This window comes from Chryseobacterium soldanellicola (assembly GCF_900100115.1).
Classification (GTDB): Bacteria; Bacteroidota; Bacteroidia; order Flavobacteriales; family Weeksellaceae; genus Chryseobacterium; species Chryseobacterium soldanellicola.
In genome coordinates this window covers 677,171-693,035 of sequence record NZ_FNKL01000004.1, presented here as the reverse complement: position 1 = coordinate 693,035, position 15,865 = coordinate 677,171, and the positions used below count along the sequence as shown (strand labels likewise).

Below are 15,865 nucleotides of genomic sequence, written 5' to 3'. Positions count from 1 at the left end.
TTACGCTTGTTCGTTTAACTTTTTTTATTTTTGATCTATGAAATTTTCATTTAAAAACGACTATTCAGAAGGTTGTCATCCCCATATTTTAGAAGCACTTTTACGTCATAACCTTGATCAGCAGGCTGGTTACGGAGAAGATCAATATTCTTTAAAGGCGAAAGAATTAATTAAGGAAAAAATCGATAATCCAGACTCGGATGTTTATTTTGTTTCAGGTGGTACTCAGGCAAATCTGATTGTAATCTCTTCAATTTTAAGACCTTATCAATGTGTAATTTCCGCATCAACAGGACATATCCTGAATAATGAAACCGGAGCGATCGAAGCGACCGGACACAAAATTTTAAGCATTGAAAAAGAAGACGGAAAATTAACTCCGCAAGATATTATTCCTGTTATGGAAAGCCATAAAAATGTTCCGCATCAGGTAATGCCGAAATTGGTTTATATCTCAAATTCTACGGAGTTAGGAACGATTTATACCTTAAAAGAATTGGAAGATCTTTCAAAATTCTGTAAAGAAAATAATTTATACCTGTTCATGGACGGAGCAAGAATGGGACAAGGGCTGACTGCAGAAATCAGTGATCTTACCTTGGAAAAAGTTGCCGAATTAACCGATGTTTTTTACTTGGGCGGAACAAAAAACGGAGCATTGATAGGAGAGGCGATTGTCATTAATAATCAGGAACTTCAACAGGATTTTGCTTTTAATATTAAACAAAAAGGTGCTTTGCTGGCAAAAGGAAGATTGTTGGGAATACAGTTTGTGGAACTGATGAAAAATGATCTGTATTTTGATCTTGCAAAACACGCGAATCAACAGGCCATGAAAATTAAAAATGTTATGAAAGAAAAAGAAATAGAATTTCTTTCTGACACTTATACCAATCAAATTTTCCCGATTTTAAGCAATAACCTGATCGAAAAATTATTAGAAAAGTTTGAATTTTATATTTGGAAGAAAATCGACGACAATTTTTCAGCCATTCGTCTCATCACTTCCTGGAATACCAATGACGAGGCCGTGAATGATTTTATTGAAATTGTAAAGAGGGAAATGTAGAAGGGATTAGGAATTAGGCTTTAGATAATAAAAAAATGCAACCGGATTGGGTTGCATTTTTATTTTAGATGGTTGAATTTTATTTCAAAGCTTCTGCAACGACTTTACAGTCTGCCGCTTTCAGAGTTCTTCCGCCTTCGTATTTGATTTTATTTTCGTTGGCATATTTTGTTCCGGTCTGTGCATCTCTTTCTCCGATTCCTTCGATTAATGAATTATTTTTCTGCAGGAAGTAAATATCGTTGGTGCTTTTCTTCCCTTCTGAACTAAATTCGTAGGTCAATCTCAAGGTATCTCCTGATTTCATTCCTGATAAAGTGCCGTCATTGCTGTCTTTTTCACTGTTTTTAGTAGCCATTTTTCCGGTAATTGTCCCAAGATTATCATCAATACTCACAAAAACAGTGTCTTTCCCGGTTACGCCCATGTAGCAGAACGATTTTGGACCTAATGTATCAACAACAGGTTCCGTGATTGCTGTAGAATCAGTTTTTGCTTCCGCGACAGGCGCTTCTGCTTTTTTATTACAGTTCATTAAGAAAACGGATAATGAACTTAACAAGATTAATTTTTTCATACCTTTTTATTATAGTTAATCAAATTTCGTGCACTAAAATAGCAATACTATTTATAATTAATCATACATGTTAATAAAAAATAATTTTTCAACATAAAAATAATTATTGATTTAAAAATTTGAATTAATAATTTAATTATTGAATATTTTTCTAATTGCTGAGAATCGCTTAAAAAATTTCTTTCCAAATATTTTGCTGTAAGAGATAAAAATATTTTAGGCATGATAAGTGTTTATATTAATATATGAAATACAAAATGAAAAAAATATTTTTGATCTGCATTTTTAATTTGTTCTTGCTTAATTGCAACATTAATGCTCAGAAACCACAAAATTATATTTATACATCATCAGGAGATCTGCAAAATATCGAAAAGATGATTATGCGAAAAGACATCGGTGGCGTGCAGATTGTTTATAACTGGAAATCTTTAGAAAAAGCGAAAGATGTTTATGATTTTTCAGGAATAGAAAAAGATCTTGAATATTTAACGAAATTAGATAGAAAATTATTCATTCAGCTTCAGGATAGATTTTTTGAACCTGAAGCCAGACATGTTCCCGATTATATTTTAAATGATAAAGAATATACCGGCGGATTAGTCCCTCAGTTTGATAATCCGGGAGAAAATAAACCGGTCGGAAACGGATGGGCAACGCAGCAATGGAATCCCGCTGTTCAACAAAGATTTCAAAAATTAATAGGAGAGCTGGCTAAGAAATTTGACGGTAAAATTCAGGGAATAAACCTTCCGGAAACTGCGATTGATATTAACATTAAAAAAGATAAAACGGGATTTAGCTGCGACAAATATTTTCAGGCGGAATTGGATAATTTAAAATTTGCAAGAGAAGCTTTCAAACAATCTTATGTACTTCAATACGTTAATTTTTTTCCGTGTGAGTGGGAAAATGATCATAAATATATGTCGAGATTATTCGATTTTGCGGATAAAAATAAGATAGGTTTAGGCGGACCGGACATTGTTCCGAATAAAAAAGGGCAGATGAAAAACTCATATCCATTTTTTAATCAATATAAAGGAAAGCTTTCTTTAGTGGCAATGGCTGTTCAGGAACCAACGCTAACTTACAAGAATCCGAAAACGAAAAAACCATTTACGAAGAAAGAATTTGTAGCATATGCAGAAAATTATTTAGGAGTTAACATAATATTTTGGAGTGTAAAATCTCCTTGGTTAAAAAATTGAAAATAGTATTTTTTATTATAATTATATGAATTTCCACAATTTTTTACACTTTCAACAAACCCCTAAAACCTCTGGCAGCATAATAAGAATCGGCTCCGTTGTGATATGTGAAAACCGTATTATAGCGTCTGTCACAGAAAATTGCTCCACCAAGTTCGCGGATTTCAGGGGGTGTTTTTATCCAACTTGAAGTTTTTAAATCAAATTTACCAAGTTCCTGAAGTTGTCGGTATTGTTCTTCAGTTAAAAGCTCAACACCCATTTCAGAGGCTTTGTCGATCACATTATTTTCAGGTTTATTGGTTTTTCTGGCTTCCCAGGCCTGATAATCGTAGCAAAGACTTCTTCGTTTGGGACTTTCGGGTGAGCAGTCGACGAAAATATATTCGTAGGTTTTCTTATCATAATTGATAACATCAGGTTCGCCCTCGGTTTCTTCCATTTCATTCAAAGACCAAAGTTTTTCTGGACTTTTTTCCAATTTTGCTTGAATTTTTTCCCAGTTGAGACCTTCATGGCGATTCATATTTTTCTCAAAACGTAACTGCAAAATCTTTAATAATGAAGCAGTCTGTTCGAATGATAATTTTTTATTGTTTTTCATTGTAGATGATTTGTGTAATTTTAAATATAAGAAATTTTCCGGTCTGCCGGCCTGAAATACCACGAGATAATTACCAGTACAAGCAATAAAACCGCAGGAAGAATTTTACCAACCGGATCACCAACAATAAGGTGTGAAATTACCGCTCCGGACATCACAAAGAAAAATCCTGCATACGCCCATTCCTTTATTAACGGGAGTTTTGGAAGAAGTACAACAATAATTCCCAGGATTTTCCAGACACCGATGATGGTCATTAAATAAGTCGGATATCCTAATGTTGTGAAATTTTCAACTTCTTCTTTGTGTTTTAAAAGCTGGACGATAGCTGTAGAAACCATTCCGAGGGACATCCAAACGGTGAAAATCCAATAGATGATTTTGTTCCTTTTCTGTAATTTAGTTTGTGTTTCCATATTTATTTTTTGATTATTAATCATTTATGCCTTTGCCTTGTAGAATTTCCGGAATATATTTTTCGATTCTTGATTCGCGGGTTTTGCTCTGTTTTGCTGATGAAAAATAAAGTAGGTAAGCCCTTTGCCTTCCGGGAGTTAACGTTTCAAACGCTTCTTTTAATACTGAATTTTCATCTAATTTTAATTGAAACTCCTCAGGCATTTCAAATTCTTTGGTCTTTTTCATTTCAACTTTAACCCCTGATTTTTCCACTTCAACAGCTTCATAAACGTAATTTTTGATAATTTTTTCTAAATCAACGATTTCCTGAAGTTTTGTAAAACGAATCTGCCTCGCAGCCTGCACATTTTCAGTCTGTTGAATTAAAATTTTATCCGTGTCTTGCAGTAAAGCGCCTTTAAAGAGTAGGAGCGCGCAGTATTCTTTAAATCCGTGGATCAAAACGATATTTCTGCCATGATAGGTGTAACACGGGCAACCCCATTTTAAATCTTCTTCAAGTCCGGTGTCTAAAAGGATTGTTCTTAATTTTTCAAATTCTTTTTGCCATTGTTTGGCCTGGTTAAAGAAAAAATCAACTTTAGGATTCATAGTTCATAGATAATAAATTATTGCTAATGTGGTCAATTGTCAAGTGTGAAGTGTGAATTTTAATAGCTAATTTCTAGCTACTAATTTTTGAACGGTTTCCTGTAATCTGTTGTGAGCCAAATTGATGCCCTGTGCAAAAGGTAATTTCAAAATCTGATCTCTGATATCGACTGATTTATAGATCACATGCATGGTAAGTTTACTGGTTTGATCGGTCAGTTTTTCAAATTCCAAGAACTCAAGCTGAACGGGAAAAGGTGTATTTTCCATTTCGAAGGTTCTTGTCATTTTTTCATTTTCAATGAATTCATGAATGGTTCCGTTGGATTTGAAGACGACAACTCCTTGTGAATTTGAGGTTTCAAACTGATAGCTGCCATGTGGTTTGCTTTCAAGTTTTATTACTTTTGTTCCCATCCATTGCTCAACAATTTCAGGTTCAATGTAAGCTTTGAAAAGCAACTCGACAGGCAAATCAAACTCACGGATAATCTGAATTTCCTGTTTTCCGTCTTCTGCGTTGATCTTTGTTTTACGTTCCATATTGTCTATTTTTTGTTTTGGTAGGCCTTCATGATGCTTTCAAGTTTATTGAATCTGTCATCCCACATTTCACGGAATGGCTCGATAAAATCGGCAATTTCTTTCATTTTAATAGGATTTAAATGATAAATAATTTCTCTGCCGTTCTGCTCAGGTTTTAATAATTCACATTCTGTAAGGATCTGTAAATGTTTTGAAACGGTAGGTCTTGCTGTATCAAAATTCGAAGCTATGGCACCGGCAGTCATTGACTGTGTTGCGACCAGCATGAGGATTGATCTTCTTGTAGGATCTGCAATAGCCTGAAAAACATCTCGTCTTAAATTCATTATGAAGTTATTTGACTACAAATTTAAATGAAGTTATTTAACTACACAAATTTTTATTAAAGAAATTTTTATTCTGAATATTTGTTAAAAACGATACCTCTTAATTTTAATCTATTGGAATTATATCCGTTTTAAATTTTATAACGGATTCTCAGCGATTTAAAATGATGTATGATTTAATTAAAATTATTTTATAGTCAAAAAAGTCATTAATTAAGATAGAAGACTCTCCTATGTTCAGAATAAAAAAATCCTATAATTTATATTATGTTAAATTGAATATATTTCTGGAAACGCAGAATGAATCATTCACCTTCATTTGGCTCATCATTACCAAAATGACATCAAAGAAAATTCAATTAAAAAATATCAGCTATAATTCTTACAAACGTAAATTCCACGCGAAATGGAAATTTTTCTTCTGTAATTTATATTGTTATTCTATTTTACCTTAATCAAATTATAAAATTAATATTAAAAAATACCACAAAAACATCATTTACAAATTATTGGTAAAGAAATTGTATAGTAAAATATATAAACAATTAAAATTAACAGCTATGAACATTTCTTATTACGATTTTCAAAATTTACCGGATCAGCAAACTCAATATAATGTCGTTGTCAATCAGGGACGCATTATGGACGAAAGAATAGTAAATAATTTAAAATACGCACTGTATGAAGTGTCTTGTTTTTCAGTTGAAATCATCTACAATACACTCAACAATAAGATTGCAGGAATGAATATTTTTCAAAACAGATCGGCTTATTCAAATTAAATAGCCTGTATATCTAGCTGTTTCTAAAAAATATAACTAAAAGAGAGCAATATTGCTCTCTTTTTTCATTAATAGTAAGTAAAAAGCCACATAGATTTCGCTACATGACTCACAATATGGTTATTGTATTAATAGGGCTCAACTTTCCTGCTCAGCATCAAAATTAATTGATGTTTCCGCAATTTCTGTAAGATTGAAATCAGTGTCTTCTTCTTCCTGTAAAGTTCTTTCCAGAAGATCTGCAGCTTTATCATGTCCCATGGTAATGGCCAGCTGGGCAAGACCTCCATACGTTGCAATTTCATAATGTTCAACTTTTTGAGCTGCGATAATTAAGGCCGCATCTCTTGTCATTGAGCCTTCCTGAGTAGATTTTATGATCTCTTCCGCTTCTTTGATAAGCCCTTTAATGGCTTCACATTCTTTTTTTTCCGGTTTTTCATCAATTAATTTAAAGACTTTTTCCAGACGGCTTACATGCTTTTTGGTTTGCAGCTGGTGATCCTCAAAGGCATCTTTAAGCTCTTCTGTAGTTGCTGCTTCCTGCATTTTTTCCAAAGCATCGATGATTGCGTTTTCTGCAAAATAAATGTCTTTCAATGAATCGACAAAAAACTTATGAAGTGAAGAGTTTTTCATTTCATTTTCATTTACAGTCGCATTTCCGACCGCAAGCTTTTTATCTGTTGCTGTATTATTTTCTGTTTTGGTTGCCATATTAATGTGGTGTTTTGTTAAAAAATCACCCCTTTCTCCTTGAAAGAGGTGACTTATTATAAATTATGAAGAACGTCTGCCTCCAAATCCTGATCTGCCTGAGCCTGAGGATCTTCCTCCGCCATGCGAAGCCTGACCTCCCATACGGGCAATTCTTGTACGTTCGGCTTTACTCATTGATGCAAAACCTCTTCTTGAAGTGCCTGATCCTGAATTTGAATTTGAGTTTGATCTTGAATTACCCGATCTTCCGGAATTGCTTCGTGAGCTGCCTCCTGAAGAAGAATTTCTTCCTCTTCCTGATGATGAAGAACGTCCTGAATTTGATAAATTTGATCTTCTTCCAGAATTACCGGAACCTCCGCCACGAGAGCTTCTTCCGCTTCCGGATGTGAATCTTCCCTGGCTGTCTCGCTGCTGATTTCCGCCAGAGCCTCTTCTTCGTCCTCCTCTATTATCTTCATTGTCGTCGTCGTCATAATCTTCATCATCATAATCTTCATCGTCGTCATAGTCTTCATCATAATCATCATCGTCGTAATTTTCATCATAATAATCCTCAAAATCTGAGAAATCATCATCATAATTTTCATCCTGAGATGCATCGTTATAACCGTGGTCATAACCTAATTGGTAAACTTCTTCAAGAGTTGATCTTGATTCATTGTTTGAAGAACTGCGTCTTGAGCTTCGGTTGTTTGAATTTCTAGTATTCATAACTGCATTTTTTATATATTAATATTTAGTGTGATTTATTAATTACAATCCTTGACTAGTATTGGATTATAATTAACTTTTTTTGATTTTTTTCTACTATTTGATCAAAAAACTATTGTGTGATTCAATATGAAAAGGTTGAATTTGTAAATTGGTATTTCAAAATTAGCAGTTAACAAAACCAAATTTTATGATCATAGTCACAAATACATGCTTTTTAATATTTGTTAACTTTTAATATGTTTTTAAATTGATACTAGAATTCCTGAGGCATAATTCTTGTATAAATTGAAACAATCACAAAAAATTTATTATGAAAACCGAACAAACAGTATCTGTTTTAAATGACTTACTGCAAATCACCAATGATAGAATTGAAGGATTTGAAAAAGTTGAAGGAAAAGTCTGGGAAATGTATCCGGACATCAAAGATGAATACGACCGCATGATTTCTCAGTCAAAAATTATGAAAAATGAACTGATTAATCTTATTACCGAAAAAGGTGGAAAACCTCAGGATTCGCCTTCTGTTGCCGGAGCTTTGCACAGAACCTGGATTGATATTAAAAATTCTTTTACTTTAGGAAATCTGGAAGAATCGACCCTTGAAAATGTCATTTTTGGAGAAAAAGCTGCAATTGATGCCTACCAGAAAGCCCTTGAAAGCGGCGATCTTTGTGAAAAAAGCTCAGAAATTGTTAGCGAACAGCTGAACAGCCTTAAAGTTTCTTACGATCAGTTTAAAAATATTGAAGAGTATAAAAAGAAATAATGAATTCTTTTATTTGAAATAAAGCCACTTTATAAGGTGGCTTTATTGTGTTTTGACCCATACACTGACCAAAGCCGGATTGACACGAAAAGTAGCTTTTCCATTTTCATCTGTCTGGATTTTATCATTCCGCTGCTCAAGAAAATCGGTATATACAGAGTTGGCATTTTCTTTCCCAAGATCGATTTCTTTATATCCTTCTTCGCTGTTTGAGATAATAACCACACAACCCGGATGATTCTCATTTCCTTTTCTTATCCAGGCAATGCAATTAGGATGATCAAAATAATTTATTTGTTCGCCGTGTGCAAATTGCTGTCTGGCTTTCAGTAATTTAGGTAAAATTTCAATTTTCGGGATTACAATTTTTACTTCTTTATCATCTTTTACATCCGTATATTCTGCACCAAAAAGATCAGGATAAAAAACACACGGATAAGCATTTTCCGACAGTAAAATAATTGCATAAGCCAGAGGTTTAAACCAATCCTGTACAGAAGATTCCAAAGCCTGTAATTGCTGCGTATCATGATTTTCAACAAAAGAAACAGAAAAAACAGGCTTTTTTTCAAGAAAGCTGCCTTGCAAAATCTGGCTTAAATCATAATCCTTTCCTCCGTTTGAGGCCCTGAAAAAGTTGTAATGAAGCGGTGCATCAAAACAAGAAATCAGATCATCCATTTTATCAGAGAAATAATTTATTTTTTCGACTTCATCTTTCCAAAATTCGCCTAAAACATAGCAATTGGGATTGAGCTCTGTTTTTATATAAGTAATCCAATCTTTAAGAAAATCTGACGAAATATGCTTTAAAGCATCCAGCCGGATGCCGTCTACTCCGGTCGTTTCAAAATACCATTTGATCCATTTTTTTGTTTCCTGAACGACTCTCGGATTTCGATATTCAACATCGGCACCCATTAAATAGTCGTAATTTCCAAACTGATGGCTTACGGAATCCGTCCATTCTGTGCCACATTCATTATGGATTTTAAAAATTCCTTTTATCTCTTTTCCGTCTTTTTTGAGACTGTCAATTCCGCTGAAACATTGATAATCCCAAATAAAATCAGAATATTTTCCCTGTCTTCCCGGGAAAGTGAATTTTGTAAGCGCTGAAGCTTGTATTGGCTGTGAAATGATTTGGTTACGGTTTTCAGGATTAACTTCATGAACCGTAATTTTCTCCGCTTCATCACCACCCATTCTGTGATTGAGAACAATATCTGCATACACTGATAACCCCACATCATGAGCTTTTTTAATAGCATTCAAATACTCATTTTTTGTGCCATATCTAGTTGATATTGTGCCTTTTTGATCAAATTCCCCGAGATCATACAAATCATAAATATCATACCCCCTACCTTCATTTCCCGAATCGCATTTGTTGGCCGGTGGAAACCAGACTGCCGTAAATCCCAACGTTTTCAGGAATTCTGCTTTTTCTATAAATTCATTCCAAACCCGGCCCGGATGGTACCAATGGAAAAACTGAATAATTACTCCATTCATACTGTTCATATTTTATCAATAAAGTTTTTGCTTTTTGTGAAATAATCTAATTTAGTTCAAATACCGATCAACAATTTATGAGCCGAATCATACTGAGGTTATGTTGAAAAAATTAATTTTTGGCGTTTTTTTTAAATTGCGAAATTAATAAAATTAAGTTTTTATAATTATGTGGTATGTAAAAAATAGACTCTGGTACAATTTCTGTATGTAAAATTTTGCCAAATTTTTATTAAGTATTTATTTTCTAACTATAATAATAACTTATATGATAATTAGTGAAAATTTATTACTAGCATATGGTGCAGACTATGAAAAATATGAAGCGAGCCAAATTATTTTTAATGAAGGAAGTTTGCCTAAATTCTATTTCCAGATTGTTGACGGTATCATAGAATTAAACAATTACCATGAAGACGGAAAAGAATTTACACAAAACATTCTTTCCAGCGGTCAAAGTTTTGGTGAATCATTGCTTTTTAATGATAAACCTTATCCTATGAACGCAGTTTCAAAAACAGATTGCACAATTTTAAAGCTTCCGAAAACTGATTTTTTAAGCTTATTAAGCCAAAATCCTCAGGTTTCACTAGATCTATTCAAATGTTTATCTGATAGATTGTTCTATAAATATATTATGCTTTTTAATGTTTCATCACAAGATCCTTTATCAAAAATTAAAACTGTGATGAATTATCTGAAGGATTATAATTCCAGCAGCCACCCATATTCGTTTCAGGTTCCTCTTACTCGTCAGCAGATAGCGAATCTCACCGGTTTGAGAGTTGAAACAGTAATAAGGACGGTAAAAAAGATGGAAAACGAAAAATTAGTAAAAATTGAGAATGGTAAAATTTTCTACTGATTTGCTAGAGATTGATAAAAAAATTCACTTCTAAAATTCTTCATTTCTGATTTAATTATTGGGGAATTATTCTATCGGAATCCGCCATTGGCTTGATTTTAGTTTGCTAATAATTATCGCATAAACTACTATATATTGCTAAAATCAAAATTATCATTTTATGGAAAGATTTAAAAAAATAATTTTGAAAATCCTCAAATGGACAGGAATTTCGGTGGCATCAATTCTATTTCTGATGTTTATTATTCCTATTTTATTTCCCGGAACGATTTCCCAGCAGGTAAAACTGTTCGCCAACAAGCATCTTGCAGGAAAACTTGATTATAAAAAAACTCATCTTACTTTTTTCAGACATTTTCCATCGCTTACCGTTTCGGTAGATGACATGATATTGCAAGGTTCAAAGCCTTTTCAGAACGATACTTTACTGACTGCAAAAGAAGTTGCTGTAGGAATTAATCTTAAAAATCTGATTTTTAATAATGAAATAAAAATCGATGAAATATACGTAACGGATGCTTACGCCAATATTTTTGTAAACAGCAAAGGGGAAGCAAATTACAATGTTTACGTCTCAAAACCTTCTGAAAAACCTAAGGATACAACAGAAACAGGCGCATCTGTTAAACTTGATCTGATTAAATTTAAAAACTGTCATATAAAATATAATGATCATGCGGCCAGAGTTTTAGTTGATGCAAAAGGACTGAATTATACAGGGAAAGGCGGTTTAAGTGAAGATATTTTTGACCTTGAAACCAATCTCGACATTGATAAGGTAGATTTCAGCCTCAACAGGATTTATTATGCAAAACAAAAAACTCTGCATGCCGATTTAATTACCAGAATCAATACCAATGCGTTGACTTTTGTATTAAGAAAAAACGAGTTAAGAATCAATGATTTACCTTTAAAATTTACCGGTTTTGTAAGCATTCTGAAAGACGGATATAATCTTGATATTAAAGCAGCTTCTGAAAAAACAACCATCCGTGAAATGATTTCAGTGTTGCCGCCGCAATACCTGGACTGGGCAAAAGATACCAAAATTGAAGGAAACAGTGATCTTTATTTTAATGTAAAAGGAAGGTTCAGCGAGCCAAAAAACCTTAAACCACGGGTGAAAGTTCGTCTTTTAGTAAAAAACGGTTTCGTTTCTAATGGAAAAGCGCCGGTTCCGATGAATAATCTTAATATGGATTTGAACATTGATCTGCCTGAATTAAATACAGAAAAACTCGCTATTGACTTAAAAAAATTAAGCTTTGATCTTGGTAAGAACAATAATTTCCGTGCTTATGTAAGTACGAAAGGATTAACTGAAATGCAGGTGAATGCAGACATTCGGGGGGCAATTAACCTACAGACCTTACAACAGGCTTTAGGTTTAAAAGATATTGAGATTCGAGGTTTGATGGATACCAACATTAAAGCCAACGGCGTTTTCAGCATGGATAAAAAATTGTTCCCGAAAACGAATGGTTATATTAACCTTAAAAATGGTTTTGTTAAGACAAAATACTACCCCAATCCTATTCAGAATATTAATTTAATAGCCAATGTTATCAATACTGACGGTACCTTCAGAAGCCTCGGTGTAAAGTTGAGCCCCTTTCAGTTTGATTTTGAAGGAAATCCTGTTTTTGTGAATGCAGATTTAAAGGATTTTGAAGATTTATTATATAAAGTAAGAGCAAAAGGGGTATTGAATGTTGGAAGAATTTACAAGGTTTTTGCTAAAAAAGGCCTGGATATAAGTGGATTGATCATGGCAGATCTTTCTCTTGACGGCCGCCAAAGCTATGCAACAACCGGCCAGTACAGCAAGCTTGACAATAAAGGAACATTAATTCTGAAAAACATAAAAGCCACCACAGAATATTTGCCGAAATCATTTTATATAAAAGAAGGAAATTTTCAGTTTGAAAATGAAAAAATGTGGTTCAGGAAGTTTTTTGCAACGTATGGAAAATCTGATTTTGCCCTAAATGGCTATCTTTTAAACACCATTAATTATTTTATTGAAAGAAAAGGCACCCTTCACGGAAAGTTTGTTTTGAATTCAAATTATATTTTAATTGATGAATTTATGGCGCTGAAAAATGGCGATAATACTGATAAATCTATAGAAGTAGAATATGCAAAAGTAGAAAACCCGAAAAGCAGCGGCGTCGTAATTATCCCTAAAAATCTGGATGTCTCTTTAGATGCCAATGCAAAAAAAGTAGAGTTTAAAGGGTTGAATTTAAATCATCTTAAAGGCCTGGCCTCTGTAAATAAAGGTGAAGTTTACCTTAAAAACACCTCTTTTGACATCATTGGAAGCCGCATGAATATTGATGCACGGTATCAGGATGAATCTCCTTTAACCGCTAATTTTGATGTTGGGCTTAAGGTTCAGGACTTTGATGTACAGCGCGCTTATAAAGAAATTGATATGGTTCGGGAAATGGCAACTGCTGCAAAAAATGTTAAAGGAATCGTGTCTTTAGATTATAAATTAAAAGGTGATTTTGATAAAAACATGAGCCCGATTTATCCGTCATTAGAAGGTGGAGGAATTGTAAATCTCCGTGATGTGGAAGTTAAAAATCTCAAAATGCTTTCGGCGGTCGGCGATAATATTGGAGCCAACGCTTTTGATAATCCGGATATGAAAGGCGTAAATATTGAAACACATATCAAGAATAATCTTATTCATGTTGATAAATTCACGTTTAAAGTTTCTGTGCTAAGGCCTTCTATCAGCGGAACGACAAGCTTTAATGGCTTATTGGATCTTCAGGTAAGAGTTGGCCTTCCGCCCGGCGGCTGGATCGGTTTCCCGATTGTGGTAACGGGCACTCACGAAAAACCGAAAATAAAGATCTTCAGTAAAACCGGACAAGGCATTATTGATGCTTTATACAATAAAAAATCAAACAAAGTGATTCGTGAAGAAAGACGAGCCGAGAAAAAATCGAGACGGCAGCAGCGTAAAGAGAAAGAAGCCCAGGAGCAGAAAGCGAAAAATGCCGAAAGTAAAATCAATAAAGATTTGAAAGAGAAAAAATAAAAAAAGGACTGTCAGTTTTTGGCAGTCTTTTTTAGACTTATTTATCCAGTTCAATCCACGTTGGTGCATGGTCACTGCTTTTTTCCCAACCCCGGACGTACTTGTCTACCCCACCCGATTTTAAGCTGGAAATTAAGTACGGACTTAATAAAATATGATCCAGCCGGATTCCTGCATCGCGATCATAGGCTTTATACAAATAATCCCAAAAAGTATATATTTTTTCATCAGGATAAAGCGTCCTGATAGAATCAAGCCACCCTTTTTTCAGCAAATCCTGATAAGCTTTCCTCACTTCGGTTCTGTACAATGCATCATTTTCCCAACGTTCGGGTTTGTGAACGTCCAACGGTGTGGGAATTATATTAAAATCCCCGATAAGAATTGCAGGAAGCTCCATTTTAATAAGCTCATTGGTTCGTTTTTTAAAACGTTTGATCCAATTTAATTTATAATCAAATTTTGGTCCCGGATAAGGATTTCCATTGGGAAGATACAGGCAGCAGATCACCATTTTATCAATAATAGCCTCAATATAACGGCTCTGCACATCTTCAGAATCACCGGGCAATGATCTTTGAACTTCTACAATTTCAAGGTCTTTGGCGAGAATAGCTACTCCGTTCCAGCTTTTTTGTCCGTTCCAGATAGCCTGATATCCGGCTTCGTTGATCTCTTTTATGGGAAAACGTTCCTGCGGCGCTTTTAATTCCTGAAGGCAGACAATATCAGGTTTTGATTCCTGCAGCCATTTCAGTAAAACAGGCAAACGGCCATTGATTCCGTTGACATTATAGGTTGCGATTTTCATGTAATTACGGTTTTCTTGAATTTGGGCAAGAATTATTCCATACGAAAGATTGAGAATTGTATTTATAATTAAATCTCAATTGTTATTAATTAAATATTTAAAATTAAATAATTTTTAGACTAAAATAAATCAATATGTAAGCAATGGCATAATTTATTCATTAACAGTAAAACTAAAACAATTTCATTATGTCAGCAATAAATTTTAAAAAAGAAGAATTTGTAAAAGAAAACGAGCAGTATCAGATAGAGTTTAAAATTCAGGAAATTGGTGAAGGATCAAATTTAGTGATTGAAAAAGAAAAAGAAAATGGAGAATATGAAGTTATTCAGGCTGAAATAAAAAGATTTAACGACAGTATTTTTATCACCTGGAGCGAGCCTTTTAACGGAAGAATTATCTTTGAAAAATAAAATAGCATGAAATATAACGACGCCAAACAACATAAAGATGAAGCTGTAAAAAAAGCTGATGAAAATGTTCTGCAAAATTTTCATATTATCATAACGCCTTCCAATACTGAAGAAAGTGCAAAATATATAGAAGATTTTATCAAAGATCCCGATTCTTTTAACGATAAAAGCTGTCAGAAATACTGTTCGGATGATGAATATGAAGTCGTAAGCTTCAGGAAAGAAGAGGATGATAAAAAATAGTTAATCTGATTCGCTATGAGCCAGTTAAGTTTATTTGAAGCCAACGAATATTATGAGTTTCCGCATGAACTATTAGAATATACGGACCGGTTTTTATCTGAAAAAGAAGCAACCGAGTTAAAAAATATTTTAATTAAGGCAACTCCATGGAAGCAGACTTCTCAAAAAATGTATGATAAAACCGTTATAACGCCGCGGCTTACGGCCTGGTATGGTGATAGCAGCCGATCTTACCAGCTGGGAGGGAATCAATTTAATGTAAATTCATGGTCGCCCGAACTTTTTTCGTTGAAACAACGCATAGAAGATGCTACAGGGAATCGTTTTAATTCTGTTCTGTTAAATTTATACCGTGACGGAAATGATTCTGTGGCATGGCATCGTGATAAGGAAAGCGAGCTTGGTTCGCGGCCTGTCATTGCTTCTGTAAGTCTTGGGCAGGTTAGGAATTTTGATTTTCGAAAAGTCGATCAGCATGACCTGAAATATAGCCTGCCGCTTCAGCATGGTTCATTATTGATTATGAAAGGTGACTTACAAATACATTGGGAACACCGGATTGCAAAATCTACAAAGCCGATGCAGCCACGTATCAATCTGACTTTTAGACTGGTTAAAGAGCTCTAGTTTG

19 protein-coding genes are annotated in these 15,865 nt (G+C 34.0%); 9 read left to right on the top strand and 10 right to left on the bottom strand.

Annotated elements, in window-relative coordinates; all coding sequences use genetic code 11:
- Positions 1-37: 37 nt before the first annotated feature.
- Positions 38-1,069 carry a threonine aldolase family protein gene (locus BLT04_RS17275; RefSeq protein WP_089757038.1) on the top strand — a complete coding sequence of 344 codons (1,032 nt, stop codon included), beginning with the start codon at positions 38-40 and terminating at the stop codon, positions 1,067-1,069.
- 79 nt (positions 1,070-1,148) lie between these two features.
- Here the strand turns inward: BLT04_RS17275 and BLT04_RS17270 are convergent, their stop codons facing one another.
- On the bottom strand, positions 1,149-1,646 hold the full coding sequence (locus tag BLT04_RS17270) for a hypothetical protein (RefSeq protein WP_089757037.1): 498 nt from the start codon (positions 1,644-1,646) through the stop codon (positions 1,149-1,151).
- Between the two features lie 257 nt (positions 1,647-1,903).
- Between BLT04_RS17270 and BLT04_RS17265 the strand changes: the two genes are divergently transcribed.
- The gene (locus BLT04_RS17265) at positions 1,904-2,857 is read left to right on the top strand and encodes a hypothetical protein (protein WP_089757322.1); all 954 of its coding nucleotides are present in this window, start codon (positions 1,904-1,906) and stop codon (positions 2,855-2,857) included.
- A gap of 43 nt (positions 2,858-2,900) precedes the next feature.
- On the opposite strand, the gene BLT04_RS17260 is transcribed toward BLT04_RS17265, so the two are convergent.
- The 5 genes from BLT04_RS17260 to BLT04_RS17240 all read right to left on the bottom strand — a co-directional run bounded on the left by BLT04_RS17260 (position 2,901) and on the right by BLT04_RS17240 (position 5,344).
- Complete coding sequence (locus BLT04_RS17260) at positions 2,901-3,461, bottom strand: DUF4256 domain-containing protein (RefSeq protein ID WP_089757036.1); 561 nt, start codon at positions 3,459-3,461, stop codon at positions 2,901-2,903.
- Positions 3,462-3,481: 20 nt separating this feature from the next.
- Positions 3,482-3,877: a DoxX family protein gene (locus BLT04_RS17255; protein WP_089757321.1), complete on the bottom strand. Its 396-nt coding sequence runs from the start codon at positions 3,875-3,877 to the stop codon at positions 3,482-3,484.
- A gap of 16 nt (positions 3,878-3,893) precedes the next feature.
- A complete protein-coding gene (locus BLT04_RS17250; RefSeq protein ID WP_089757035.1) occupies positions 3,894-4,472 on the bottom strand; it encodes a YdeI/OmpD-associated family protein in 579 nt (192 codons plus the stop codon).
- Positions 4,473-4,538: 66 nt separating this feature from the next.
- Positions 4,539-5,015 (bottom strand): SRPBCC family protein, encoded by a 477-nt coding sequence (locus tag BLT04_RS17245; protein WP_089757034.1) that lies wholly within the window; start codon positions 5,013-5,015, stop codon positions 4,539-4,541.
- Positions 5,016-5,020: 5 nt separating this feature from the next.
- Positions 5,021-5,344: an ArsR/SmtB family transcription factor gene (locus BLT04_RS17240; RefSeq protein WP_089757033.1), complete on the bottom strand. Its 324-nt coding sequence runs from the start codon at positions 5,342-5,344 to the stop codon at positions 5,021-5,023.
- A gap of 560 nt (positions 5,345-5,904) precedes the next feature.
- On the opposite strand from BLT04_RS17240, the gene BLT04_RS17235 reads away from it, so the two are divergent.
- A complete protein-coding gene (locus BLT04_RS17235; protein WP_089757032.1) occupies positions 5,905-6,126 on the top strand; it encodes a hypothetical protein in 222 nt (73 codons plus the stop codon).
- Between the two features lie 138 nt (positions 6,127-6,264).
- Here the strand turns inward: BLT04_RS17235 and BLT04_RS17230 are convergent, their stop codons facing one another.
- The gene (locus BLT04_RS17230; protein ID WP_089757031.1) at positions 6,265-6,843 is read right to left on the bottom strand and encodes a YciE/YciF ferroxidase family protein; all 579 of its coding nucleotides are present in this window, start codon (positions 6,841-6,843) and stop codon (positions 6,265-6,267) included.
- A gap of 63 nt (positions 6,844-6,906) precedes the next feature.
- Entirely contained in the window at positions 6,907-7,560 is a 654-nt protein-coding gene (locus BLT04_RS17225; protein WP_089757030.1) for a KGG domain-containing protein, read from the bottom strand.
- Between the two features lie 313 nt (positions 7,561-7,873).
- On the opposite strand from BLT04_RS17225, the gene BLT04_RS17220 reads away from it, so the two are divergent.
- A complete protein-coding gene (locus BLT04_RS17220) occupies positions 7,874-8,332 on the top strand; it encodes a ferritin-like domain-containing protein (protein ID WP_089757029.1) in 459 nt (152 codons plus the stop codon).
- A gap of 42 nt (positions 8,333-8,374) precedes the next feature.
- On the opposite strand, the gene BLT04_RS17215 is transcribed toward BLT04_RS17220, so the two are convergent.
- A complete protein-coding gene (locus tag BLT04_RS17215) occupies positions 8,375-9,847 on the bottom strand; it encodes an alpha-amylase (protein ID WP_089757028.1) in 1,473 nt (490 codons plus the stop codon).
- 268 nt (positions 9,848-10,115) lie between these two features.
- On the opposite strand from BLT04_RS17215, the gene BLT04_RS17210 reads away from it, so the two are divergent.
- Positions 10,116-10,712: a Crp/Fnr family transcriptional regulator gene (locus tag BLT04_RS17210; RefSeq protein ID WP_089757027.1), complete on the top strand. Its 597-nt coding sequence runs from the start codon at positions 10,116-10,118 to the stop codon at positions 10,710-10,712.
- Between the two features lie 160 nt (positions 10,713-10,872).
- Complete coding sequence (locus BLT04_RS17205) at positions 10,873-13,767, top strand: AsmA-like C-terminal region-containing protein (RefSeq protein ID WP_089757026.1); 2,895 nt, start codon at positions 10,873-10,875, stop codon at positions 13,765-13,767.
- Between the two features lie 37 nt (positions 13,768-13,804).
- On the opposite strand, the gene xth is transcribed toward BLT04_RS17205, so the two are convergent.
- On the bottom strand, positions 13,805-14,578 hold the full coding sequence (gene xth, locus BLT04_RS17200) for an exodeoxyribonuclease III (protein WP_089757025.1): 774 nt from the start codon (positions 14,576-14,578) through the stop codon (positions 13,805-13,807).
- A gap of 188 nt (positions 14,579-14,766) precedes the next feature.
- On the opposite strand from xth, the gene BLT04_RS17195 reads away from it, so the two are divergent.
- The 3 genes from BLT04_RS17195 to BLT04_RS17185 are packed head-to-tail and all read left to right on the top strand — an operon-like array spanning position 14,767 to position 15,861.
- Positions 14,767-14,991 (top strand): glutathione synthase, encoded by a 225-nt coding sequence (locus BLT04_RS17195; protein WP_089757024.1) that lies wholly within the window; start codon positions 14,767-14,769, stop codon positions 14,989-14,991.
- A gap of 6 nt (positions 14,992-14,997) precedes the next feature.
- Positions 14,998-15,234 carry a hypothetical protein gene (locus BLT04_RS17190; RefSeq protein WP_089757023.1) on the top strand — a complete coding sequence of 79 codons (237 nt, stop codon included), beginning with the start codon at positions 14,998-15,000 and terminating at the stop codon, positions 15,232-15,234.
- 15 nt (positions 15,235-15,249) lie between these two features.
- On the top strand, positions 15,250-15,861 hold the full coding sequence (locus tag BLT04_RS17185) for an alpha-ketoglutarate-dependent dioxygenase AlkB family protein (RefSeq protein WP_089757022.1): 612 nt from the start codon (positions 15,250-15,252) through the stop codon (positions 15,859-15,861).
- Positions 15,862-15,865: the final 4 nt, after the last annotated feature.